This is a genomic window from Pseudomonas sp. BNK-44-b (assembly GCF_047456245.1).
Taxonomy (GTDB): Bacteria; Pseudomonadota; Gammaproteobacteria; order Pseudomonadales; family Pseudomonadaceae; genus Aquipseudomonas; species Aquipseudomonas machongensis.
In genome coordinates this window covers 4,701,019-4,725,415 of sequence record NZ_CP179908.1, presented here as the reverse complement: position 1 = coordinate 4,725,415, position 24,397 = coordinate 4,701,019, and the positions used below count along the sequence as shown (strand labels likewise).

Below are 24,397 nucleotides of genomic sequence, written 5' to 3'. Positions count from 1 at the left end.
ACCAGCAAGAAGCGTTCCGTGCTGAAAGGATTCTACTCTAAACGAACTGCGCCGCTGCGTTGGCAGAGGCCCACGCCCACTGGAAATTGAACCCGCCCAGGTGGCCGCTGACGTCCAGCACCTCGCCGATGAAGAACAATCCCGGGCTCTTGAGCGATTCCATGGTCTTGGACGACACCTCGCGGGTGTCGACGCCGCCCAAGGTCACTTCCGCGGTGCGGTAGCCCTCGGTACCTGCCGGCACCAGTTGCCAAGCCGCGAGCTGCCCGGCGATCTGGGTCAATTCTGCCGGGGTGTACTGCTTCAGGGGTTTCGAAACGAACCACTGCTCGGCCAGCAGGGTCGCCAGCTTACGGGTGAACACCTCGCCCAGCACGGTCTTCAGCTCGCTGTTGGGGCGTTCGGCCTGCACGGCTTGCAGCCATTCCAGCGCATCGCGGTCGGGCAACAGGTTGATCTCCAGCGTGTCGCCCGCTTCCCAGTACGAGGAAATCTGCAGGATCGCCGGGCCGCTCAGGCCGCGATGGGTGAACAGCAGGTTTTCGCGAAAACTGGTGCCGTTGCAACTGGCGATGCAGTCCAGCGACGTGCCGGAGAGCTCCGTGCACAATGCCTTGAGCTGGGGCTCGGTAATGGTGAACGGCACCAGCGCGGCGCGGGTCGGCAGCAGGGCGTGGCCGAACTGGCGGGCGACCTGGTAGCCGAAGCCGGTTGCGCCCAGCGTCGGGATCGACAGACCGCCGGTCGCGATCACCAGCGACTGGCAGGCAAATGCTCCGGCACTGGTCTGCAGGCGATAACCGCTGTCGGTCTTCTCGATCTGCTCGATGCTGGTATTCATCCGCAGCTCGGCGCCGGCGTCGTCGCATTCGGCCAGGAGCATGTCGAGGATGTCGCTGGACTTGTTGTCGCAGAACAGCTGGCCGAGCTTCTTCTCGTGGTACGGCACGCCGTGCTTGGCGACCAGCGCGATGAAGTCCCATTGGGTGTAGCGCGCCAGCGCCGACTTGCAGAAGTGCGGGTTCTGCGAGAGGAAATTGGCGGGCTCGGTGTACATGTTGGTGAAGTTGCAGCGCCCGCCGCCGGACATGAGGATTTTCTTGCCCGGTTTGTTGGCATGGTCGAGCAGCAGCACGCGGCGGCCGCGGCGCGCGCTGAGCTGGGCGCACATCAGGCCGGCGGCGCCGGCGCCGAGGATGATCACGTCGGTGGAGTGCACGGTGTTACCTCATGGATTGCCGGGGCCGCTTCGCGGTCCATCGCAGGCAAGCCAGCTCCCACAGGATCCCCAGAGCCTAGGCCGGGTGCATTCCCTGTGGGAGCTGGCTTGCCTGCGATGGGCTGCACAGCAGCCGCAAAATGGTTCAGACGATACGGACCTTCAGGGCACGCCCTTTGATCTTGCCGCTGTTCAGTCGCTGCATCGCCTGCTTGGCCACGGCCCGCTCGACCGCCACGAAGGCCACGAAATCGAAAATCGCGATCTTGCCCACCTGCTTGCCCGGCAGCCCGGCATCGCCGGTCAGGGCGCCGAGGATATCGCCCGGACGCAGCTTGTCCTTGCGCCCGGCGGCGATGCACAGGGTGGTCATGGTCGGCAGCAGTGGTTCACCGCCCTTGCTCTTCAGGCTGTCCAACTGCTCCCAGCGCAGCGGGCGCTTCTGCAGGTCTTCGATGGCCTGGGCGCGGTGGCCTTCGGCCGGGGCCACCAGGCTGATCGCCACGCCTTTCTCGCCGGCGCGGCCAGTACGCCCGACGCGGTGCACATGGATCTCGGCATCGCGCGCCAGTTCCACGTTGATCACAAGGTCCAGGCCGTCGATATCCAGGCCGCGGGCGGCGACATCGGTGGCCACCAGCACCGAGCTGCTGCGGTTGGCGAACATCGTCAGCACCTGGTCGCGGTCACGCTGTTCCAGGTCACCGTGCAGGGCCTGGGCAACGATGCCCTTGGCGGTGAGGTGGGTGACCAGGTCCTCGCACTGCTGCTTGGTGAAGCAGAACGCCACGCACGACTGCGGGCGGTAGTGGCCCAGTACGCGGGTAACCGCCTCCAGGCGCTGCTGCGGGTCGATCTCGATGAAACGCTGCTCGATCTGGTTGTCGCTGTGCTGGCTCTCGACCGTGACCTGCTGCGGCTTGCGCATGAAGTCGGCGGCCAGTTGCGCGATGCCGGCCGGGTAGGTGGCCGAGAAAAGCAGGGTCTGGCGGCGCGATGGGGTCTTGCCGATGATTGCGGCGATGGCGTCGAAGAAGCCCATGTCGAGCATGCGGTCGGCTTCGTCGAGTACCAGGGTGTTGAGCCCCTTCAGGTCCAGGGTGCCCTTGTCCAGGTGCTGCTGGATGCGGCCCGGGGTGCCGACGATGATGTGCGCACCGTGCTCCAGCGAGGCGATCTGCGGGCCCAGCGAGACGCCGCCGCAGAGGGTGAGGATCTTGATGTTGTCCTCGGCGCGGGCCAGGCGGCGCAGTTCCTTGGCGACCTGGTCGGCCAGTTCCCGCGTCGGGCACAGCACCAGCGCCTGGCAGCCGAAGAAGCGCGGGTTGATCGGATTGAGCAGGCCGATGCCGAAGGCGGCGGTCTTGCCGCTGCCGGTCTTGGCCTGGGCGATCAGGTCCTGGCCCTTGAGGATGACCGGCAGGCTCTGGGCCTGGATCGGGGTCATCGAGGCATAGCCCAGGGCGTCCAGGTTGGCCAGCATGGCGGCGGACAGCGGCAGGGAGGCGAAAGCGGTGGATTCGGTGGTCACGAGGCGGGCCTGCGGTGCGAAGCGAAAAATGCCGCACAGTCTACCAGCCTCATGGCCATTCGCCCTACGTTTCCACGTGTTCTTCCGGACGACGGGCACGCCTTCCGTCCGTCGGCGACAGTTGCAGGAAGATCGCCGCGGCCAGCATCGCCATCAGGCCGATGGTCAGGAAGGTCAACTGGAACGCGCCCAGCGTGGTTTCCACTCCCTCTGCGCTCCCCGAGGCGGTAAAGCCGCCGAGCAGCGCACCGGCGCAGGCCACGCCCAGGCTCAGGGACAGTTGCGCGACCACCGACAGCAGGCTGTTGCCGCTGCTGGCGCTGGCGTCGTCGAGGTCGATCAGCGTCACCGTGTTCATCGCGGTGAACTGCAGCGAGTTCACCGCGCCCAGCAAGCCTAACTGCATCAGCAGCAGCCAATACGGCGTCTGCTCGTCGACCAGTCCCAGGCTGGCCAGCAGTACCCCCAGCAACAGCGTGTTGCCGGTGAGGATGATGCGATAGCCGAGGCGCTCGATCAGTGGCCGCGCCACCGACTTGGCGATCATCGCCGCGGCGGCCAGCGGGATCATGCTCATGCCGGCCTGGGCCGGCGAATAGCCCAGCGCCACCTGCAGCAGCAGCGGCACCAGGAAGGGCAGGGCGCCGCTGCCCAGGCGGGCGAACAGGTTGCCGAGGATGCCGATGGCAAAGGTACGCACGCGGAACAGGCTGGGCGAGAACAGCGGCTCCGGGTCACGCCCGGCGCGCAGCCAGTAGGCGGCAAGGCAGGCCATGCCGGCGAACAGCAGCAACATCACCCGCAGGTGTGGCAGGTGCAACTCGCCCAGGCCCTCCATGGCGATGGTGATCAGCACCATCGCGGCGCCGAACAGGATGAATCCGGGTCCATCGAAGGTGGTGCGTTCGCTGCCGCGCAGGTCGGGGATGAACTTCCATACCGCGTAGCACCCCAGCGCGCCGACCGGCAGGTTGAGCAGGAAGATCCAGTGCCAACTGAGGATTTCCACCAGCCAGCCGCCGACGGTTGGGCCCAGCAGCGGGCCCAGCAGGCCGGGGATGGTGATGAAGCTCATGATCCGCACCAGCTCCGAGCGTGGGTAGGCGCGCAGCACCACCAATCGCCCGACCGGCAGCATCAGGGCACCGCCCAGGCCCTGGATGACGCGGGCGATGATCAGAAAGCCCAGGCTGTTGGCCGCCGCGCACAGCAGCGAACCCAGGCTGAACAGCAGGATGGCGCCGAAGAAGATGTGCTTGGTGCCGAAGCGGTCGGCGATCCAGCCCGAAGCCGGAATCAGCAGGGCCACGGTGAGCATGTAGGCGATGATCACGCCCTGCATGCGCAGCGGGTCTTCTGCCAGCGAGCGGGCCATGGCCGGCAGCGCGGTGTTGAGGATGGTGCCGTCGAGCGACTGCATGAAGAAGGCGATGGCCACCACCCAGGGGATCCAGCGGGCGGTGGTAGGGTCGAGCGGGGCGCGTTCGGGCATGGCCTCTATCCTGAAAAGTGCGCAGTTCCCTGTGGAAGCGTCTAAACGGCGCTCCCACAGGGGCGTGGCGTTACAGTGTCAGCGTCAATCCTCTGACCAACGCCCCGGGCAGATGACTCGATCCGGTTTGCCGCTGCCCATAGGTGCTGGTCGACAGGATCAGCTCGCGTTCGCGCGTCAGGTCTTCCAGCTGAGGGCCCAGCAGATTGTAGAGACTGTCGTCGAAGCGCATGGTGCTGACCGGGCCCTGGATCTGGCCGTCTTCCACCCAGAACGTGGCGAAGCGGGTCAGGCCGGTCATGCGCGCTGCCGGCAGGTCTGAATAGTTCAGGTACCAGAGGTTGCTGATGTACAGCCCGGTGCCCAGGCGTGCCAGGATATCCGCCGACGCCAGCTCCCCAGGTGCCAGGCTCAGGGCGCACGGTGCCTCATAGCTGTCGGCGCCGTTGCCCTGCAGGGCGAACTCTGCCGCGCTGCGAGGGCTGACCAGGCGCGCGCTGCCCCGGCCTTCGACGATCAGCGCTACGTCCTCGCGGGGCGAGCCCTCGCTGGAGAACGACGGGCTCAGCGAACCGCTGACCTGCTCCGAGAAGCCAACCCGTGGATCGAGCTGGGCATCACCGGTGTACAGACGTTGCAGTGGGCTGTTGCCGGTGGCCAGGGCCTGGGCCGAGAAGCCTCCCCAGCCGAGCATGCCCGCGATCTCGTCCATTGCCGCTGGCGCCAGGTAGGCGCGGTAGCGGCCAGGCTTGAGGGTGATCGTCGGGCGCCCCAGGTACTCAAGCTGTTCGCGGGCCAGTTGCAGGCGTGCACTGAAGGCCTCGCCGCTCCAGACCTGGCCCGCATAGTTGGCCTTCACCGCCTGGCCGTTGCTGTGGAACAGGCTCCAGTCGAAATTGAAGCTGTTGGCCTGGTGCCAGCCGAAGGCCCCGAACGAGCTGGCGAAACCCCGGCAGATCGGGCCGGCGGCGTAGATGCCGACCAGATCGAGGTTGCCTGCCTGCTGCTCGACCAGTGCCAGTACTTCAGTGAAGTCGGGCAGCGCCGGTTCTTGCACGCTGTGGCTGTGCCAAGCGCTTTCGTCGAGTTTCAGGTAGGGGTCGAGCGGCAGCAGTGGCAAGGTCTGGCGCAGTTGCGCCAGGGCATCTTGCAGGCGCTGGCGATCCAGTTGCGCATCGTCACCGAGAGTGAACTGGTGTTCGGCCTGACGCCCGTCACGCACCAGACGCAACAGTGCGCTGGCCTGGGCCACTTCGCCGGCCTGGCGCACCTTGGCATGGTTGAAACGCACGAAGCGCGACTGCTCGGCGCTGTAGCCGAGGGTGAACTGCTCGCCGGGGTGCAGCGCCTCGCGCAGGGCACTGACCAATGCCTCGAAGCGTTCTTGATAGGGGGTGCTCATCAGGCGTCTCCTCCGAATACGTCGATCTGGCGGAACACGCAGGCCGGCGAGGCATGGCCGACCGGGATGACCTGGTTGGGCTCGCCCTTGCCGCAGTTGGGTGTGCCAAGCACCTGGAAGGTGCTGCTATCGCCCACTGCCGACAGGTTGCGCCAGAACTGCGCGGAGATGCCGCGATAATTGGGGTTCTTGACGACACCCTTGAGCTCGCCGAGTTCGATCAGTTGGCCCCATTCGCAGCCGAACTGGAACTTGTTGCGCGCATCGTCGATGGACCAGGAGCGATTGGTGCGCATCAGGATGCCGTGCTCGATCCCACCGATGAGTTGTTCGAGCGACTGGTCGCCCGGCTCGATGTTGAGGTTGGCCATGCGGTCGATCGGGGCGCGGTTCCAGCCACAGGCGCGGCTGTTGGCCACGCCGTCGAGCCCTGAGCGCAACTGCGACAGAGCGCCGCCCAGCGGGCGCAGTAGCTTGCCCTCGCGGATCAGGAACTGCTTGCTGGCCGCGGTGCCGTCGTCGTCGAAGCTGTAGCTGGCCAGCTCCTCGTCGATGGTAGGGTCGAAGGTCACGTTCAGCAGGGGCGAGCCGTATTGCAACTGCCCGAAATCGCTGGGCTTGACGAAGCTGGTGCCCGCGTAATTGCGCTCGTCGCCGAGAATACGGTCCATCTCCAGCGGATGGCCGATGGACTCGTGGATCTGCAGCATCATCTGGTCGGGCATCAGCAGCAGGTCGCGCGTACCGCTCGGGGTGTTGGGCGCCAGCAGCAGTTGCAGGGCTTCGTCGGCGATACGTCGGGCGGCGCCGACCAGGCCGCAGCGCTGGACGACTTCGAAGCCACCCTGCTGACCAAAGTTCTCTCGGCCCAGGCTGCGGCTCTGGCTGTCGCGCCCATCGCTGGCGGTGACGCCAAGGCCCGGAAAGATGAAGCGCTGCGCGTTGCGCAGCTCAGCGCCGGCTGAGTTCAGGTAAGTCTGCTCGACCAGGGTGATGCCCAGGCTCGCCTGCCAGTCCACCAGACGTTCGTCCTTGGGCACACTGGCCGATTCAGTGGCGAGCAGCTCGAGGCAATCAGCAAGGTTTGGCAGCGATTGGTCGAAGTTGGGCGAGATATGGTCGTGGCGCGTGCTCGGCACCGGTTGGTCGCGCAGGTCGAGCAGGTGGTGGCCGGTGATCTGCCGGGCCAGGGCCTCGGCGTGTTCCAGGGCGCGTTGCAGGCCGCTCTGCGACAGGTCGGCGGTGGCGGCGTAGGCCTCGACGCCGTTCAGGCGCACGGTGAGCATGGCACCTTCGTCCTGGCTGAAGAATGGCGGTTCGGCGACGTTGCGCCGCACCGACAGCGATTGATGCGATTGCTTCACGTGGCGAAGCGAGAACAGTTCGGCCGTGCTGCGCAGCGCTGCGAAGCGCTGGCGCAGCAGGGCGCTGGAATCGAACATGCGGGAACCTCCGGTTCGCGGTGGCTCCCCCTAGAACCACCCCTCTTGCATGCCCAGGCAGGTGTCGTCGCGTGCCTCGAGCAGTGCGAGCTCAGTATGGCAGCCTGGCACTTCCCAAGTCAGGAAATAACGTGCGGCCTGCAACTTGCCACAGTAAAAATCGCGATCGACATCGACTCCCTTCATCAGCCCGAGTTCGGCATGGATGGCCTGCTCCAGCCAGCGCCAGCCGATCACGCAGTGGCCGAACACCTTGAGGTACAGCGCCGAGTTTGCCAGCGCGCCGGCGACCTTGCCCTGGGCCAGGTCGCCGAGCAGTGCCAGGGTCACGGCTTGCAGGCGGTTGACCAGTTGCTCCAGCGGCTGGCGCAGTGCGTCCAGGTTGGGGTGATGGCTGGCGCGCTCGGCAGTGCTGGCGATCAGGCGAATCAGCTGCTTGAGCCCGGCGCCGCCGTTCTGCGCCAGCTTGCGCCCGAGCAGGTCGAGCGACTGGATGCCTTCGGTGCCTTCGTGGATCGGGTTCAAGCGGTTGTCGCGGTAGTACTGCTCTACCGGGTATTCGCGGGTGTAGCCGTGGCCACCAAGAATCTGGATCGCCAGTTCGTTGGCCTTGAGGCAGAACGTCGAAGGCCAGGACTTGACGATCGGGGTGAGCAGGTCGAGCAGTTCCTGGGCCTGGGCGCGTGCCGCCTCGTCGGGTGCGCTGTGGGTGTCGTCGAACAACCGGGCGGCATACAGGCCCAGGTCGAAGGCACCTTCCACATAGGCCTTCTGCGCCAGCAGCATGCGTCTTACATCGGCGTGTTCGATGATCGGCACTGCTGGGCTGCCGGGATCCTTGTTGTCCACCTGGCGGCCTTGCGGGCGTTGGCGGGCGTAGTCCAGCGAGTACAGGTAGCCGGCGTAGCCGAGCATCACCGCGCCCATGCCGACGCCGATGCGCGCCTCGTTCATCATCTGGAACATGCACGCCAGGCCCTGGTGCGGCTTGCCGACCAGATAGCCGACGCACTGGCCGTTGTCACCGAAGTTCAACGCCGTGGAGGTCGTGCCACGCCAGCCCATCTTGTGGAACAGCCCGGCCAGCAGCACGTCGTTGCGGGCGCCGAGGCTGCCGTCGTCGTTGACCAGGTACTTGGGCACGATGAACAGCGAAATGCCTTTCACCCCGGGCGGTGCATCCGGCAGCTTGGCCAGGACCATGTGCACGATGTTCTGCGACAGCTCGTGGTCGCCGCCGGAGATGAAGATCTTGTTGCCCTTGAGCCGATAGCTGCCATCGCCTGCGGCTTCTGCACGGGTGCGGATATCGGCCAGCGACGAGCCGGCGTGGGGCTCGGTCAGGGCCATGGTGCCGAAGTAGCGACCTTCGATCATCGGCTGCAGGAAAAGGCGCTTCTGCTCGTCGCTGCCAAAACTCTCGATCAGGTTGGCTGCGCCCATGGTCAGGAAGGGGTAGGCCGTGGTGCCAGCGTTGGCGGCCTGAAAGTGGGCGAAGCAGGCTTGCGAAACCAGGCTTGGCAACTGCATGCCGCCGACGTCGAAGTCGCGGTTGGCGTTGAGGAAGCCCGCCTCGAGGAAGGCCTCTACCGCAGGCTTGACCTCGGGAATCAGCTCGGCGCGGCCGTCGACATAGCGCGGCTCGTGCTCGTCGCCCTTGCGGTTGTGCGGGGCGAAGTACTTCTCGGCAATCGTGCGGGCCGTACCGAGCGCTGCGTCGAAGGTCTCGCGGTTGTGCTCGGCGAAACGCGGGCGCTGGGTCAGGCCCTCGGCGTCGAGGACTTCGTAGAGTTCGAAGGCGAGGTTGCGGCTGCTGAGGAGTTGCTCGGACATGGCGGGATTCCTGGGTTCGAGATGCTGCGAGTCTAGAGCCAGGGATAGTGGCTGCACAGGCTCATGGGTGTGCGTGATGACACTCCAGAAGGCTGAGCGCAGGTGTGCCATCAGTGGCGCTCGCTTGTCGAAATACCTTGCGCTGCTCCACTGGTATTTCTGTCAGGTGTGGCTTGTGCATCACTGGGGTAGCCTAGACTCTGGCTGAAATGCACCTGCACTCGCCCATACTGCGTTGAGACGGGGCTCGGAATGCTCATGTACTGCAGTACCGTCGGGCGAGGCCCCCGGGGGTCCTTCCCCTGTTTCGCCTTGTCTGGCCTTCGTGCAGACACATTCAGGACAGAGCCTAGGCCTTTGTCGGATCCCCGTTGAGCTCTGATTGGGGGGCTGCTTGCCATTTAGACCCGCACCGGAGCATTGCCCAATGACCAGCAACGCGCCATTAGTCCATTGCCAAACCCCATCGGTATCGGTGTTTGCTCGCAAGCTGAAGGTACGGGAAATCACCTGCCATCGTGATGGGCTTGCGCTTGGGCAGACCACCCTGCTCATCACGCGGCACAGGCACGATCCTCGTGGTTTCCTGGATCGTAGCAGCGACCCGCGTATGGCTGGGCGCGGTCTGGTGAACTTCGCGTTGGCCAACGATTTCGCTGGCAAAGTGCTGCGTGTTCAGAGTGTCGACGCGGGTATTGAAGTTGCCTTGGCTGATATCGATAGTCGGCCTTTGGTGCGTATCACTGCAATCGCGACAGGTGCAGAAGGGCGTGACGATTACAGCCAGGCGGTGGTACGTCGATCGGTGTACGAGGCTCACGGTCTGGCGGGCCGTTTGTCGAGCATCAGCGATACAGTTGGCGGTGGTGTTCCCCGCATGACCCAGCGCTTTGTCTATGGGGATAGCAGTGCACCGGAGCGGGGGCGAAACCTGGCGGGTCGCTGTATACGTCTTTACGACACTGCTGGCCTTGCCCTGCACGACGCCATCGCCATGACGGGGACCACGCTGTCTGTCACCCGACGTCTTCTGGGGCAGGGAGATGAAGTACAGACAGTGGTCGATTGGCAAGGTGAAAGCGTCGATGAATGGGATCGCGCACTTGAGCCGATTGCACAGGCGCGCACTACGTGTTCGGTCGTGGACGCAACCGGAACAGTATCGAGCATTGTCGATGCAGCAGGGCACCTGCGGCGTGTCACCTATGACATCGCGGGTCGGCTCCAGGCAAGCTGGCTGAGGCGCAAAGGCGCTCAAGAGTGCGAGATCGTCCGGTCGACGAGTTACCTGGCAGGTGGACATAAGGCCCGTGAACTGCATGGTAATGGTGTGTTGAGCACCTATTTCTTTGAGCCACGAACGCAACGCCAGGCGCGGCTACGGATCGAGCGGCCTGCGAGTCATGCCCTGGGTGCGAGGCTCCTGCAGGATTTGCAGTGTACGTTCGACCCTGTGGGCAATGTGGTGAGCGAACGTGACGAGGCCGACAATAGGCGGTTCTGGCGCAACCAGGTGGCGGAACCGCAGACAACCTACCATTACGACAGCCTTTATCAATTGGTCAGCGCCTGCGGAAGGGAGCAGGTCAATGCGTCATCGCGGTCGGGAGAGTACAACACGCCGTCTCCTTCTCCCCATGATGAGACGCTCTTTACCTGTTATACCCGCAACTTTATCTATGACACTGCTGGCAACCTGACGCGCATGGTGCACCGGGTGCCTGCTAGCAATCACTGTCGTGTCGTCGAGATCGCAGTCAGTGACCGCAGCAATCGGGCGGTGCTGGGCATGATGGCGAAGACACCTGCCGAGGTTGAGGCGTTGTTCACGGCAAAGGGTCAGCAGATCTCGCTGTTACCCGGCAATCCCTTGTGCTGGACGCCTCAAGGGGAGTTGCATCAGGTCATCTCCCAGCAACGCGAGGAGGGGCAGGATGACCATGAGCACTACCGTTATGACAATGCCAGCATGCGAGTCCTGAAAGTCAACACGCAGTGGAGCGCTGCAAGCCGGCACACGCTTCGAGTCACCTATTTACCCGGGCTTGAATTGCGCTGCACTACCCGCGATGCCTCCCTTGAGGAGGAGTTGCAGGTTATTTCGGTCGGTGAGCCCGGTCATGCACAGGTGCGAATGTTGCACTGGTGCAGCGAGGCGCCTGACGGGTTGGAGAACGATCAACTGCGCTACAGCTACGACACGCCACTGGGCAACGGCATCCTGGAGGTCGACGGCGCGGGCAGACTGATCAGCCATGAAGCGTATTACCCTTTTGGGGGAACCGCGTTGTGGGCAGCCCGTAGCGAGCTTGAAGGGAGTTACAAGACCTTGCGTTATTCAGGCAAGGAACGAGATGCGACTGGGTTGTACTACTACGGTTATCGCTACTACCAGCCGTGGGTCGGGCGGTGGCTGAGTGCAGACCCGGCGGGTGCGGTGGATGGCCTTAACTTGTATTGCATGGTGCGCAACAATCCGGTGACGCGCAGGGATGCCAACGGATTACACAGTTTTGAGTCGGAGTTCGGGGCTGACTTCGCTGCGTTGGACAAGTTGATCGAGTTTCCGGAGATTTTTAAAAATCTGAAGCCTGGGGTTGTACTAAAGGGCAATGTCAGTCACGACACGCAACATCGAAAGAAATTAACGGTGTATTGGATGCGTGAGAGTGAAGCGTATCAACCCACTGAACTGGAAAGGGTCATAGGTCCGTCGGGCAACAGCGAGCAAGAAGCTCTTGGTCCGGCTGCGCAGCTCGCGGAGGATCTAGGGGTGACTGAACAGTTTGCCAAGGACTTTATGCGTAGCACGTACACTCTGATAGAAAACGGCGAGGAAACGCCCTTGTTTGTACACAACGTCGAGAAGTACTTCAGCCCGCAGCAGCTAGAGGTTATTTCGATGCTTGCGCATCAAGCACTTGCTGCCGAGATAACCAGCTTACTCTACTCCATCGAGCCTGCCGGCGGGGCGTTCACCGAGGAAGGCCAGGTGCGCGGCATATGGTCAGCGGCCCCGGGCGCGGCCTCTGAATACCAGATTCACAGGGGCACAAGAGGCGAACCGGACGAGGTATCGATCAGCTCGAGACAGGTCTTCAGCCTGAAGGATGTGGCGACAGGGGACTTTATAGCTAAGGTTGATGCGATTACCCAGCAGACTGTATTGCTGGCCACATCTACCGAGAGTGGAGCGGTAAATTATAACCTCCAGAAGCATGTGCCCAGCCTGCAAAAGATAACGCTTTTGCATGTTTTGCCGGAGCAACCGGTGACCAAAAAGTCACCCGTTTTATCCAGATTCAAGTTCTGGAAATCGAAAAAAAAACAATAGGTGGGTTGCCCGCGACCACCGTTTCGCTGCTGAACCGGTGGGAGCGGGCTTGCCCGCGATGGCGTCAGTACGGTCAGCCGATGGTCATCAGGCTGGCGTTACCCCCCGCAGCCGCGGTATTCACGCTCACCGCACGCTCGATCACCAACCGCTCCAGCGCGATCTGCTGATCACCGCTGGACAGCCCATGCACACCCACGATGGCACCGGCACGCTTGGCGACCTGCTGGCACACCGCACGCAACTGGTCGGAGTCGCCGTGGTGGATGACCGCGTCGAACGCCACTTCATCCTTGCTCCAGTCGGCCACCAGCTTGATCTTGCCTTGCAGGTCTTTCGGCAGGCGTCCGCGCAGGCCCTTGGCCGGCTCGCCGTCGGCCCACACCGCCGAGCTGCCCACTGCCAGCACCGCGGCGAACTGCGCGAGCAGGTCAGCCTCGTTGTCGGCCAGGCACAGCACATGCTCGCGAGGCAATACGGTGTAGGTGTTGCGCTCGCCGGTCGGGCCAGGCAGGACACGGGTGATGCCACTTTGCGACTGTTCGGCGAACTGCTCGCACAGTTCCACCAGCTCGGGCTGGTTGCTCGAAGCCCAGGCCTTGAGCACCTGCAGCGGCTTGAGCAGTTGGTCGCGCAGGGTGGTGTCGGCCTTGGTCTCACCGTCGGCGCGCTGGAAGTGGCGGGTGATGGCGTCAGCCGGACGGGTCGACAGCAGGCGGTACAGGTACAGCGGGCCACCGGCTTTCGGGCCGGTGCCGGACAGCCCCTCACCACCGAATGGCTGCACGCCGACCACGGCACCGACGATGTTGCGGTTGACGTACATGTTGCCGGCGTTGACGTTGTCCACCACCTTGGCGATGGTCTCGTCGATGCGGGTGTGCACGCCCAGCGTCAGGCCGTAGCCGGAGGCGTTGATCTGCGCGATCAGCTGGTCGAGGTGCTTGCGGTTGTAGCGCACCACGTGCAGCACCGGGCCGAAGATCTCGCGCTTGAGTTCGTCGAAGCTTTCCAGCTCGATCAGGGTAGGCATGACGAAGGTGCCGCGCTTGCACTCCTCGGATTCGGCGATGGCCACCTGGTAGACGCTGCGACCTTTCTCACGCATGGCCTGGATGTGCTTCTCGATACCAGCCTTGGCTTCTGCGTCGATCACCGGGCCGATGTCCACCGACAGGCGCTCGGGGTTGCCCATGCGGTTCTGCGCCATGGCGCCCTTGAGCATCTCGATCACGCGGTCGGCGGAATCTTCCTGCAGGCACAGCACGCGCAGCGCCGAGCAGCGCTGGCCGGCGCTGTCGAAGGCCGACGACACTACATCGATCACCACCTGTTCGGTCAGCGCCGAAGAGTCGACGATCATCGCGTTCTGCCCGCCGGTTTCGGCGATCAGCGGGATCGGACGACCCTGGGCATCCAGGCGACCGGCGACGTTGCGTTGCAGCAGGCGCGCGACTTCGGTGGAGCCGGTGAACATCACGCCCTTGACCCGCTCGTCGCCGACCAGGCCGGCGCCGACGGTTTCGCCGCGCCCCGGCAGCAGTTGCAGCACGCCTTCAGGGATACCGGCTTCGAGCAACAGGCGCACGGCCTGGGCCGCGACCAGCGGGGTCTGTTCGGCCGGCTTGGCCAGCACCGGGTTACCGGCGGCCAGTGCGGCGGCCACCTGGCCGGTGAAGATCGCCAGAGGGAAGTTCCATGGGCTGATGCACACGACCGGGCCGAGCGGGCGGCAGGCGTCGTTGCTGAAGTCGTTGCGCGCCTGCACTGCGTAGTAGCGCAGGAAGTCCACGGCTTCGCGCACTTCGGCGATGGCGTTGGCGAAGGTCTTGCCAGCCTCGCGGATGAGCAGGCCCATCAGCGGCTGGATCTCGGCTTCCATCAGGTCGGCGGTGCGCTCCAGGATCGCGGCGCGCTCGGCCGGCGGGGTGGCTTGCCAGATTGGCGCGGCATTGAGGGCACACTGGATGGCGTTGTCGACGTCGGTGACGCTCGCCTCTTGCACATGGCCCACCACATCGCGGTGATCGGCTGGGTTGAGCACTGGCGCAGCGGCTTCCTGGCTGGTGGCGCAGGCCAGCAGCGGGGCAGCCTTCCAGTCGTTGTGTGCGGTTGCCAGCATGGCGCAGGACAGCGACGCCAGGCGGTGTTCGTTGGCCATGTCGATGCCGGCCGAGTTGGCGCGCTCGCTGCCATAGAGGTCGCGCGGCAGCGGAATGCGCGGATGCGGCAGGCCGATGCTGCCTTCCTGGGTGGCCATGCGCTCGATGCTCGCGACCGGGTCGGCGACCAGTTCCTGGATGGAGATCGAGTGATCGGCGATACGGTTGACGAACGAGGTGTTGGCGCCGTTTTCCAGCAAGCGGCGCACCAGGTAGGCCAGCAGGGTTTCGTGGGTGCCGACCGGCGCATAGACGCGGCACGGACGGTTCAGCTTGCCATCGGCGATCTTGCCGACGACCTGCTCGTACAAGGGCTCGCCCATGCCGTGCAGGCACTGGAACTCGTACTGGCCTGGATAATAGTTCTGGCCGGCAATATGGTAGATGGCCGACAAGGTGTGGGCGTTGTGTGTGGCGAACTGCGGGTAGATGGCTTCCGGCACCGACAACAGCTTGCGGGCGCAGGCGATGTAGGACACGTCGGTATAGACCTTGCGGGTGTAGACCGGGTACCCCTCCAGGCCTTCGACCTGGGCGCGCTTGATCTCGCTGTCCCAGTAGGCGCCCTTGACCAGGCGGATCATCAGGCGGTGACGGCTGCGCTTGGCCAGGTCGATGACCGAGTCGATCACGTACGGGCAGCGCTTCTGGTAGGCCTGGATGACGAAACCGATACCGTTCCAGCCCGCCAGTGACGGCTCGAAGCACAGGCGTTCGAGCAGGTCCAGCGACAGCTCCAGGCGGTCGGCTTCCTCCGCGTCGATGTTCAGGCCGATGTCGTAGTGCTTGGCCAGTTGGGTCAGCGACAGCAGGCGCGGGTACAGTTCTTCCATCACGCGCTCGTATTGCGCGCGGCTGTAGCGCGGGTGCAGCGCCGAGAGCTTGATCGAGATGCCCGGGCCTTCATAGATGCCGCGCCCGTGCGATGCCTTGCCGATCGAGTGGATCGCCTGCTCGTAGGAGGCCAGGTACTTCTGGGCGTCGTGCTCGGTCAGCGCGGCTTCGCCGAGCATGTCGTAGCTGTAGCGGAAGCCCTTGGATTCGAAGCGGCTGGCGTTGGCCAGGGCTTCGGCGATGGTCTCGCCGGTGACGAATTGCTCGCCCATCAGGCGCATGGCCATGTCGACACCCTTGCGGATCATCGGCTCGCCACTCTTGCCGATGATGCGGGTGAGCGAGGAGGTCAGGCCGGATTCGTTGTGGGTGGAGACGAGCTTGCCAGTCAGCAGCAGGCCCCAGGTGGCGGCATTGACGAACAGCGATGGGCTGTTGCCCAGGTGTGGCTGCCAGTTGCCCGTGCTGATCTTGTCGCGGATCAGCGCGTCGCGGGTACCTTTGTCGGGGATGCGCAGCAGGGCTTCGGCCAGGCACATCAACGCCACGCCTTCCTGGGACGACAGCGAGAACTCCTGCAGCAGGCCCTGGACGATGCCGGCGCGGCCGCTGGCGCTCTTCTGGTTGCGCAGCTTGTCGGCCAGGCCTGCGGCCATCTTGTTGGTCGCTTCGGCCAGCGGGGCCGGCAGGCGTGCCTGCTCCAGCAGCATCGGCACCACTTCCTGCTCGGGGCGACGGTAGGCTGCGGTGATCGCTGCGCGCAGCACGGACTGCGGCAGAATGCTTTCGGCGAATTCGAGGAAGCACTGGTGGGCGTGGTCGGCCGGAAGTTCGCCGGCGTCGTCACCGAGCTGTGCGGCGTGGCCGTTGATTTCGTTCAGGGTTGCACCACCCTCGAGCTTCTCCAGGTAATTGAAGATCGCTTGCTTGATCAACCAGTGCGGGGTGCGGTCGATGGACTGCGCAGCCGCTTTGAGTCGCTCACGGGTCGGGTCGTCGAGTTTGACCCCAAGGGTGGTCGTCGCCATTTCTTATCCTCGTTATTGCCACGGGCGTGGCTAAGCTGGCGGCAAGATTAGCGCCAGGCACCTCTCGGGTGCAACCGGGTGCAACCCGAATTTTTCATGAAAAAGGTGCAACTCGTCTGGCGCAAGACGCTAAACAGCGGAAAGGGTCGTTTTTGCTGCCTTTGCTTATTAAAAGCGTCGCTTTTGCTTCAAAAAGGAGCAAAAAAGGGGTTTTAACTGAAAAGACATTTCCAGGTGCAACTTGCAAATGAAAAATGGTTGCACCCGATTCATGTTGTTGCATAGGATTCGCCGCCTGGGTGCAACCGTCTCACGAAGGTCGGGTGCAAGAGATAACAACAACGCCAGGGCACAACCATGGGCAATCCAATCACGATCACCTTTGTGATCTATATCGCGGCAATGGTGCTGATCGGCTTCGCGGCTTATCGCTCCACCAAGAACCTCTCCGACTACATCCTCGGCGGTCGCAGCCTCGGCAGCGTGGTCACCGCGCTTTCTGCTGGCGCTTCCGACATGAGCGGCTGGCTGCTGATGGGCCTGCCGGGCGCCATCTACATGTCGGGCCTGTCGGAGGCCTGGATCGCCATCGGCCTGACTGTCGGTGCCTACCTGAACTGGCTGTTCGTCGCCGGCCGTCTGCGGGTGCAGACCGAGCACAACGGCGATGCGCTGACGCTGCCCGACTACTTCGCCAGCCGTTTCGAAGACAACAGCTGCCTGCTGCGGGTGATCTCGGCCATCGTGATCCTGGTGTTCTTCACCATCTACTGCGCCTCGGGCATCGTTGCCGGCGCGCGTCTGTTCGAAAGCACCTTCGGCATGTCCTACGAGACGGCGCTGTGGGCAGGTGCTGCGGCGACCATCGCCTACACCTTCGTCGGTGGTTTCCTGGCGGTGAGCTGGACCGACACCGTGCAGGCGTCGCTGATGATCTTCGCGTTGATCCTCACCCCGATCATCGTGCTGATCTCCACCGGCGGCTTCGACACCACGATGCTGGCGATCGAAGCGCAGAACGCGGCGAACTTCGACATGTTCCGCGGCGCTACCTTCATCGGCATCATCTCGCTGATGGGTTGGGGCCTGGGCTACTTCGGTCAGCCGCACATTCTGGCGCGTTTCATGGCAGCCGACTCGGTGAAGTCGATCGCCAACGCACGCCGCATCTCCATGACCTGGATGATCCTGTGCCTGGCCGGCACTTGCGCCGTGGGCTTCTTCGGCATCGCCTACTTCTCGGCCAACCCTGATCTGGCCGGCCCGGTCACCGAGAACCACGAGCGTGTGTTCATCGAGCTGGCGAAGATCCTGTTCAATCCGTGGGTCGCCGGTGTGCTGCTGTCGGCCATCCTGGCGGCAGTCATGAGCACCCTGAGCTGCCAGTTGCTGGTGTGCTCGAGTGCACTGACCGAGGACTTCTACAAGGCTTTCCTGCGCAAGGGTGCTTCGCAGACCGAGCTGGTCTGGGTCGGTCGAATGATGGTGCTGGCCGTGGCATTGATCGCCATCGCCCTGGCGGCGAACCCTGACAACCGTGTGCTGGGCCTGGTGGCTTACGCATGGGCGGGCTTCGGTGCTGCGTTCGGGCCGGTGGTGCTGCTGTCGGTATTGTGGAAGGGCATGACCCGCAACGGTGCCCTGGCGGGGATCGTGGTGGGTGCACTGACCGTGATCCTGTGGAAGAACTACGTCGGGCTTGGCCTGTACGAAATCATCCCGGGCTTCCTGTTCGCCACCATCGCCATCATCGTGGTGAGCAAGCTGGGGCGTCCGAGCGGCAGCATGGTTTCGCGGTTTGAAACGGCTGATGCTGCATATCACGCAGACAAGTAACACCTGCTGATCCGGCGACGGCTGCTTCGCGGGCGGGCCCGCTCCTGTGGGGGCGGGCCTGCCCGCGAATGGCCCTCGTGCCGATCGACGGCCAGGCCTGACTCCGCCCGCAAGGCAAGGTAAACTTGCCGCCCCCGCAGGAGTTGCCATGAACTATCGTCACGCCTTCCACGCCGGCAATCATGCCGACGTCCTCAAGCACATCGTGCTGACCCGCCTCATCGCCTTGATGTCGCGCAAGGAACAGCCGTTCGCCTATATCGACACCCACGCCGGCCTGGGTCTGTACGACCTGCAAGGCGACCAGGCCACGCGTACAGGTGAATATCTCGAAGGCGTTGCCCGCCTGTGGAACCGTGAAGACCTGCCGGCTGCCACCGCTGACTACCTGCGCATCATCAAGCGCCTCAACGCCGATGGCGAGTTGCGCTACTACCCCGGCTCGCCGGAGTTGGCACGGCGCCTGATGCGCCAGCAGGATCGCGCACTGCTCAACGAGAAACACCCCGAAGACGGGCCTTTGCTCAAGGAAAACATGAAGAAGGATCCGCGGGTCACCGTGCACCTGGGCGAGGGCTGGCATGTGCCGCGCGGGCTGCTGCCGGTGCAGGAAAAGCGCGCGATCATGCTGATCGACCCGCCCTTCGAGCAGGCCGACGAACTCAAGCGCTGCACCGTGGCGATGAAGGAGGCGATCGGTCGCATGCGCCAGACCGTCGCGGCCATCTGGTATCCGATCAAGGACCAGCGCTCGCTGACCCGTTTCTACCAGGACCTGACCAGCACCGGCGCGCCCAAGCTGCTGCGCGTCGAACTCTATGTGCATCACCAGGACAGCCCGCAGGGGCTGAACGGCTCGGGCCTCGCCATCGCCAACCCGCCATGGGGGCTGGAGGAGGAGCTCAAGGAGCTGCTGCCCTGGCTGGCCAGGGAGCTGGCACAGACGGCGGGCAGCTTCCGCATGGACTGGCTGATCGCCGAATAACCCCGCTCCCACAAGGGGCAGTGTGTCCCTGATCTTTGCGTTATAATCCCGCCCTTTAGCCGCCAGCCGCCCACGAGGCCGCTGGCGCATCTCTACCGAATGAAGAGGCTAGTCCCTTGGCATTGACGATTCTTGGCCTGTCCGGCGCCCTTAGCCATGACCCTTCCGCGGCCTTGTACATCGACGGCAAGCTGGTTGCCGCTGCAGAAGAAGAGCGCTTCGTGCGTGACAAGCATGCGAAGAACCGCATGCCCTACGAATCGGCGAAGTTCTGCCTGGAGCAGGCCGGTATCAAACCGTCCGACGTTGATGTGGTGGCCATTCCGTTCGCCCCCATCAGCCTGTTCGGCAAGGCCCGCTGGCACTACGCCAAGCGCTACTGGTACGCCCCGGACCGCGCCCTCGATGCGATCCTGATGGGCAACCGTCGCTACAAGCGCTACCGCAAGAAGATCGTCTGGTGCCTGGAGCAACTGGGCTTCGACCCGAAAAAGGTCAAGATCGAACCGGTCGAGCACCACCTGGCCCACGCCTCCAGCGCTTATCACTGCTCGGGCTTCAAGGAAAAGACCGCGATCCTGGGTATCGACGGCAAGGGCGAGTACGCCACCACCTTCTTCGGCTACGGCGAAAACGGCAAGATCCACAAGATCAAGGAGTTCTTCGACCCGGATTCGCTGGGCGGCCTGTACGGCGCGATCACCGAGTTCCTGGGCTTCGAGATGCTCGATGGCGAGTTCAAGGTCATGGGCATGGCCCCGTATGGCGACGCCAGCAAGTACGATTTCTCCCGTCTGGCCAGCTTCGAGAACGGCGAACTGGTGATCAACACCGAGTACGCCAACGTTATCGGCCTGCGTCGCTATAAAGAGAAGGGCAAGGGCTTCTACTTCTCACCCAAGCTGATCGAATGGCTGGGCCCCAAGCGCGAAGGCGATATCGCCGACGAGCCGTACATCCATTACGCGGCCAGCATGCAGGCGCTGTTCGAAAAGCTCGCCTTGCAGATGATCGACCATTACCTGGGCGACATCCTCAAAGAGACCGGCAAGCTGGCCTTCGCCGGTGGCTGTGCGCTGAACGTCAAGCTGAACCAGAAGATCATCGCCCGCCCCGACCTCAAGGAGCTGTTCGTCCAGCCGGCCTCCGGCGACGCCGGTACCGCGGTCGGTGCAGCGGCCTACGTGTCCCACGCCCGTGGCGTGCCGGTCGAGAAGATGGAGCACGTCTACCTCGGCCCTGCGTACTCCAACGAGGACGTTATCGCTGCCTGTGCCCGCCATCCGAATGCGCCGAAGTGGCGCAAGCTCAACGACATGCCGCAGCGCATCGCCAAGATCATGGTCGACGGCAATCCGGTGGCCTGGTTCCAGGGCCGCATGGAGTTCGGCCCGCGTGCACTGGGTGGTCGTTCGATCATCGGCTGCCCGAGCGTGCCGAACGTCGCCGATCGTATCAACGAGCAGATCAAGTTCCGCGAGCGCTGGAGACCATTCTGCCCGTCGATGCTCGACACCGTTGCACCGCAGATGATCAAGATCGACCATCCCGCGCCGTTCATGACCTTCACTTTCGAAGTGGCCGAAGAGTGGAAGACCCGTGTGCCGGAAGTGGTGCACGAGGATGGCACCTCGCGTGCCCAGGTGCTCAAGCGTGAGTACAACCCGCGCTACTACGACATGATGAAGGCGCTCGAGGAGCTGACCGGCAACGGCGTGTCGCTGAACACTTCGCTCAATCGCCGTGGCGAGCCGATGATCTGCTCGCCTACCGACGCGCTGAACATGTTCTACGGTTCGGATCTGCAATACCTGATCATGGAAGACATCCTGGTGGTCAAGGACGGCGCGGCCGCGTATGACCAGCCGCTCTGACCTGCGTGTCCTGCAGTTCTGCCATGGCTACGACGGGCCGTTCCTCGACTGCGCCCGTCAGTACGCCAGCCTGTTCGAGGGGCGTGGCTACAAGGTCACCACGGTTTTCCTTACCGGCAAGGCCAACGCGCAGGTGGCTGCAGGCTGTGCATCCGACGAAGTGCTGTTTCTCGAGTTCAGCTCCAAGGCCGTACGCGGCCTGAAGCTGGGCGCGATCCGCGCGCTGCGCAAGATCGCGGCCGAGCGCCGTTTCAGCTTCTGCATCGCCCACCGCTTCAAGCCGATCTACGTCGCGCTGCTGGGTACCGGCTTGCCGGTGATCGGCGTGCATCATGCCTTCGGCGATTACCAGCGCAAGGGGCGACGTCTGTTCGCCAACCTGTTTCGCAAACGCTTGAGCCTGCTGGGTGTGTCCGACGCGGTGCGTGACGACATGCGCCGCTGTCTGGCGCAATGGCCGCACGAACGCATCCAGACGCTGTACAACCGTATCGACGTCGAGGCGCTGCAGGCCAGTCTCGTGCCGCGCGACGAGGCGCGGCGTGCTCTGGGGCTCGATGCACAGGCGTGGATCGTCGGCAACGTCGGCCGTCTGCACCCGGACAAGGACCAGGCGACCCTGCTGCGCGGTTTCGCCGAGGCGTTGCCTGGCCTGCCGGCCAATGCGCGTCTGGTGGTGCTGGGCAAGGGGCGGCTGGAAGACACGCTCAAGGCCCAGGCAGCCGAACTGGGGATTGCCGACCGTGTCGACTTTCTTGGCCAGGTGCCGGATGCCCGCCGCTATTTCCAGGCGTTCGATGTGTTTGCCCTGAGCTCTGACCACGAACCCTTCGGCATGGTCCTGCTGGAGGCGATGGTCGCTGGCGTGCCGTTGTTGGCCACGGCCTGTGGCGGTGCGCGCGAGGTAGTCGAAGGGGTAGGTGTGCTGTTCCCGCTGGGCGACGCCGGGCAACTGGCGCAGGGGCTGAAGCACATGGCCGGGCTGAGCGTCGATCAGCGTCGCGAATGCGCGCAACTGATGCTGCGGCGTCTGCGCGAGCGATTTTCCGACGCAGCCGTGCGCCAGGCGTTCTGGCAATTACCACAGGTGCGTGCACTGGAGGCTCGCAGCTGATGCTCAATCATCTGAAGGCCTGGCGAGAACGCGGCTGGGCCGTTATCGATGCGAACGAGTATGCGCACACCTGGCAGCGTTTCGGCGGCAGTGTCGCCACTCATCCGTTGGTGGTCGAGCAACTGGCCGAACTTGCACAGATTCCGGTGCGCTACCTGGGCTGGCGCCAAGGCGGCGAGCTCGTGGCGGCAGTCCCTACCTGGGGGCGTCACCTGGCGTTGTCCAAGGATGTTCTCAAGCGTCATGGCAAGAAGGGGCTGTTCGACCTGGGCAATGCCGAGCTCATCCTGCCTGCAGCGGTTGATGCTGCTGCGCCCTTGCGCCACGCCGGGCGCTACCTGTCGGAGCTCAATCACGGGCGCTTCGAGGGCTTGAAACCCCAGGCCGAGCAATTGGCCATGGCGCGCCCGCATGAAGATCTGTCGAAGAAGTTTCGCTACAACCAGCGCCGCGAACTGCGCCTGCTGGAGGAGGCCGGTGGCGTGGTGCGTCCGATCACCGACTTCAGTGGTGCCGAGATCGCCGCGATGTACTGCGACCTGTTCCAGCGCCGCTGGAGCTTCCCTGCGACCGGCGCCGCGCGTATGGATGAGGTGGTCGAGCGCTTGCGCGAGCTGCTGATCGGCTCGGTGCTGTTTCTCGAGGACAAGCCGATTGCCATCCAGCTGATTTACCGGGTCGAGTCGCCTGAATGGATCAGCGTCGAGTACGTCAACGGTGGTGTTGACCCTGAGACCAAGGCGTTCAGCCCCGGCAGCGTGCTGAGCTTCCTCAATACCCAGGCCGCCTGGGAAGACGCCAACGCCCGTGGCAAGGCCCTGCGTTTCTCATTCGGCCGTGCCGACCGTGAATACAAGGACCGTTGGTGCAACCCGGTCCCGGTGTACCAGGCATGAGTCGCAAGCAGCAATTGCTCAAGCGCCACCGGCGTAACAAGCGCCTCGGGCTGGTGATCGGGTTGTTGCTGCTGATCGCATTGGGCGCGCTGAGCTGGTGGTGGCTGCCACTGTTGCTGCTGCCGCTGGTCTGGGCCGCCCACGAAGCCTGGTTCGCCGACCATCTGTTCTACGCGCCCGGCGAAGATTATGCCTTCGACTTCGGCGAGCACAGCCGTGTCGAGGCCGTCGGCATTCAAGACGGCGTGCTGAAGAGCGCTGCATCGTTCAGCGATGATGACACGCTGATCCTCGAGGTTCGTGTGAAGTCTGGGTGGCTTGGTCGCTTTCTCGATCCTCGGGTCGAGCTGGTCGCGGACGCCATGCGTGACAGCCAGACCTTCGAGCGCGGCGTCGATGGTGTGCGTTTTCTCAACCTGACCGGCCTTGGCGCGGCACTGCGCGATGGGCGACTGCGCCTGCTCGGGCGCCACTGCCGACTGCTGGGCGAGCCGCGCCTGTGGATAACCCCGGCTGTGGAGTTGCGCCGCCGTCGGGTCATGGTGATCGCGCCCCATGCTGACGATGCAGAGCTGGCGGCTTATGGGCTCTACAGCCAGGCCGACGAGGCCTGGGTGGTCACACTGACCGCTGGCGAGATCGAGGCCGAGCACTACCAACAGATGGGTCTGGCCAAGGCCGAGGCGGCGCAGCTCAAAGGGCGCCTGCGCGCCTGGGACAGTATTGCCGTGCCACGTTGGGCCGGGGTGCCGGAGGCCCGTTGCGTGCAGTTGGGCTATTTCTGTCTGCAATTGCCTGCCATGCAGGCTGCGCCCGATCAGCCTGCGGCCTCGCGTGAGGCGGAGATGACCGATATCCGGCCGTTCCGTCGTTTCAATCCGTTTCCACTGCCGGGCGATGCCGATGGTGCGCCGACCTGGAACAACCTGCTGGCCGACTTGCGTGTGCTGCTGCAGATGGCCCGCCCAGAGATTCTGGTCATGCCGCACCCGCAGCTCGATCCACACCCGGATCATCTCTGTGCCCAAGCGGCTGTGCTCGAAGCCCTGCAGGGGTTGGACTGGCAGCCGCAGACCTTGTTGTGCTACGCCAACCACCTGCACGACAACGACCGCTGGCCCATGGGTGACAGCGGTGATGGCATTGCCCTGCCGCCACAACTCGAAGCTGGCCAGCCCTGGGCGCCCTGCAGCCTGGTGCTGGACGTGCCGACCCAGCGCGACAAGGCCATGGCGCTGGGCATGATGCACGACCTGCAGCCTCCGGCGCCGTTCAAGCGTCGCCTGCGGCGTCTGTTGCAGCGCTGGCTGGCCGGGCGTCGACCGTCGCCTTACGGGGAGAACGAATTCTTCCGCAAGGCGGTGCGTCGACATGAACTGTTCTGGCGCCGCGAGCAGTGAGTGCCCGATGATTGA

Annotated in this window: 15 protein-coding genes; 7 read left to right on the top strand and 8 right to left on the bottom strand. The window is 64.1% G+C overall.

Annotated elements, in window-relative coordinates; all coding sequences use genetic code 11:
* Positions 1 to 37: 37 nt before the first annotated feature.
* The 6 genes from ACMGGG_RS21500 to ACMGGG_RS21475 all read right to left on the bottom strand — a co-directional run bounded on the left by ACMGGG_RS21500 (position 38) and on the right by ACMGGG_RS21475 (position 8,919).
* Positions 38 to 1,219 (bottom strand): NAD(P)/FAD-dependent oxidoreductase, encoded by a 1,182-nt coding sequence (locus ACMGGG_RS21500; RefSeq protein ID WP_414154400.1) that lies wholly within the window; start codon positions 1,217 to 1,219, stop codon positions 38 to 40.
* Between the two features lie 145 nt (positions 1,220 to 1,364).
* Positions 1,365 to 2,702, bottom strand: coding sequence for an ATP-dependent RNA helicase DbpA (gene dbpA, locus ACMGGG_RS21495; protein WP_253782014.1), 1,338 nt, complete (start codon positions 2,700 to 2,702; stop codon positions 1,365 to 1,367).
* Positions 2,703 to 2,814: 112 nt separating this feature from the next.
* The gene (gene mdtD, locus ACMGGG_RS21490; RefSeq protein ID WP_054893133.1) at positions 2,815 to 4,242 is read right to left on the bottom strand and encodes a multidrug transporter subunit MdtD; all 1,428 of its coding nucleotides are present in this window, start codon (positions 4,240 to 4,242) and stop codon (positions 2,815 to 2,817) included.
* Between the two features lie 70 nt (positions 4,243 to 4,312).
* Complete coding sequence (locus tag ACMGGG_RS21485) at positions 4,313 to 5,644, bottom strand: TldD/PmbA family protein (protein WP_414154399.1); 1,332 nt, start codon at positions 5,642 to 5,644, stop codon at positions 4,313 to 4,315.
* Positions 5,644 to 7,086, bottom strand: coding sequence for a TldD/PmbA family protein (locus ACMGGG_RS21480; protein WP_414154398.1), 1,443 nt, complete (start codon positions 7,084 to 7,086; stop codon positions 5,644 to 5,646). The genes ACMGGG_RS21485 and ACMGGG_RS21480 overlap by 1 nt, the downstream gene beginning before the upstream one ends.
* 30 nt (positions 7,087 to 7,116) lie before the next feature.
* A complete protein-coding gene (locus ACMGGG_RS21475; protein ID WP_063546477.1) occupies positions 7,117 to 8,919 on the bottom strand; it encodes an acyl-CoA dehydrogenase in 1,803 nt (600 codons plus the stop codon).
* A gap of 427 nt (positions 8,920 to 9,346) precedes the next feature.
* Here ACMGGG_RS21475 and ACMGGG_RS21470 point away from each other — a divergent pair, with 427 nt between their 5' ends.
* Positions 9,347 to 12,253, top strand: a complete 2,907-nt coding sequence (locus ACMGGG_RS21470) for an RHS repeat domain-containing protein (RefSeq protein WP_414154397.1) — start codon at positions 9,347 to 9,349, stop codon at positions 12,251 to 12,253.
* A gap of 73 nt (positions 12,254 to 12,326) precedes the next feature.
* On the opposite strand, the gene putA is transcribed toward ACMGGG_RS21470, so the two are convergent.
* The gene (gene putA, locus ACMGGG_RS21465) at positions 12,327 to 16,277 is read right to left on the bottom strand and encodes a trifunctional transcriptional regulator/proline dehydrogenase/L-glutamate gamma-semialdehyde dehydrogenase (protein WP_414154396.1); all 3,951 of its coding nucleotides are present in this window, start codon (positions 16,275 to 16,277) and stop codon (positions 12,327 to 12,329) included.
* 94 nt (positions 16,278 to 16,371) lie between these two features.
* Entirely contained in the window at positions 16,372 to 16,560 is a 189-nt protein-coding gene (locus ACMGGG_RS21460; protein WP_153774234.1) for a hypothetical protein, read from the bottom strand.
* A gap of 74 nt (positions 16,561 to 16,634) precedes the next feature.
* On the opposite strand from ACMGGG_RS21460, the gene putP reads away from it, so the two are divergent.
* The 6 genes from putP to ACMGGG_RS21430 all read left to right on the top strand — a co-directional run bounded on the left by putP (position 16,635) and on the right by ACMGGG_RS21430 (position 24,382).
* Positions 16,635 to 18,113 carry a sodium/proline symporter PutP gene (gene putP / locus ACMGGG_RS21455; RefSeq protein ID WP_414154395.1) on the top strand — a complete coding sequence of 493 codons (1,479 nt, stop codon included), beginning with the start codon at positions 16,635 to 16,637 and terminating at the stop codon, positions 18,111 to 18,113.
* A gap of 148 nt (positions 18,114 to 18,261) precedes the next feature.
* Positions 18,262 to 19,098, top strand: coding sequence for a 23S rRNA (adenine(2030)-N(6))-methyltransferase RlmJ (locus ACMGGG_RS21450; protein ID WP_414154394.1), 837 nt, complete (start codon positions 18,262 to 18,264; stop codon positions 19,096 to 19,098).
* A gap of 116 nt (positions 19,099 to 19,214) precedes the next feature.
* Positions 19,215 to 20,972, top strand: a complete 1,758-nt coding sequence (locus tag ACMGGG_RS21445; protein ID WP_054893141.1) for a carbamoyltransferase — start codon at positions 19,215 to 19,217, stop codon at positions 20,970 to 20,972.
* Positions 20,956 to 22,086 (top strand): glycosyltransferase, encoded by a 1,131-nt coding sequence (locus ACMGGG_RS21440; protein ID WP_063546469.1) that lies wholly within the window; start codon positions 20,956 to 20,958, stop codon positions 22,084 to 22,086. Before ACMGGG_RS21445 ends, ACMGGG_RS21440 begins: the two co-directional genes overlap by 17 nt.
* On the top strand, positions 22,086 to 22,982 hold the full coding sequence (locus ACMGGG_RS21435) for an antimicrobial resistance protein Mig-14 (protein WP_054893143.1): 897 nt from the start codon (positions 22,086 to 22,088) through the stop codon (positions 22,980 to 22,982). Before ACMGGG_RS21440 ends, ACMGGG_RS21435 begins: the two co-directional genes overlap by 1 nt.
* Entirely contained in the window at positions 22,979 to 24,382 is a 1,404-nt protein-coding gene (locus ACMGGG_RS21430) for a PIG-L deacetylase family protein (protein ID WP_414154393.1), read from the top strand. Before ACMGGG_RS21435 ends, ACMGGG_RS21430 begins: the two co-directional genes overlap by 4 nt.
* Positions 24,383 to 24,397: the final 15 nt, after the last annotated feature.

Coding starts and splice junctions, on each gene's coding strand:
- dbpA (WP_253782014.1), bottom strand. CDS start 2,702: ATGCTGGCCAACCTGGACGCCCTGGGCTATGCCTCGATGACCCCGATC.
- mdtD (WP_054893133.1), bottom strand. CDS start 4,242: ATGCCCGAACGCGCCCCGCTCGACCCTACCACCGCCCGCTGGATCCCC.
- ACMGGG_RS21485 (WP_414154399.1), bottom strand. CDS start 5,644: ATGAGCACCCCCTATCAAGAACGCTTCGAGGCATTGGTCAGTGCCCTG.
- ACMGGG_RS21480 (WP_414154398.1), bottom strand. CDS start 7,086: ATGTTCGATTCCAGCGCCCTGCTGCGCCAGCGCTTCGCAGCGCTGCGC.
- ACMGGG_RS21475 (WP_063546477.1), bottom strand. CDS start 8,919: ATGTCCGAGCAACTCCTCAGCAGCCGCAACCTCGCCTTCGAACTCTAC.
- ACMGGG_RS21470 (WP_414154397.1), top strand. CDS start 9,347: ATGACCAGCAACGCGCCATTAGTCCATTGCCAAACCCCATCGGTATCG.
- putA (WP_414154396.1), bottom strand. CDS start 16,277: ATGGCGACGACCACCCTTGGGGTCAAACTCGACGACCCGACCCGTGAG.
- ACMGGG_RS21460 (WP_153774234.1), bottom strand. CDS start 16,560: ATGCAACAACATGAATCGGGTGCAACCATTTTTCATTTGCAAGTTGCA.
- putP (WP_414154395.1), top strand. CDS start 16,635: ATGGGCAATCCAATCACGATCACCTTTGTGATCTATATCGCGGCAATG.
- ACMGGG_RS21450 (WP_414154394.1), top strand. CDS start 18,262: ATGAACTATCGTCACGCCTTCCACGCCGGCAATCATGCCGACGTCCTC.
- ACMGGG_RS21440 (WP_063546469.1), top strand. CDS start 20,956: ATGACCAGCCGCTCTGACCTGCGTGTCCTGCAGTTCTGCCATGGCTAC.
- ACMGGG_RS21435 (WP_054893143.1), top strand. CDS start 22,086: ATGCTCAATCATCTGAAGGCCTGGCGAGAACGCGGCTGGGCCGTTATC.
- ACMGGG_RS21430 (WP_414154393.1), top strand. CDS start 22,979: ATGAGTCGCAAGCAGCAATTGCTCAAGCGCCACCGGCGTAACAAGCGC.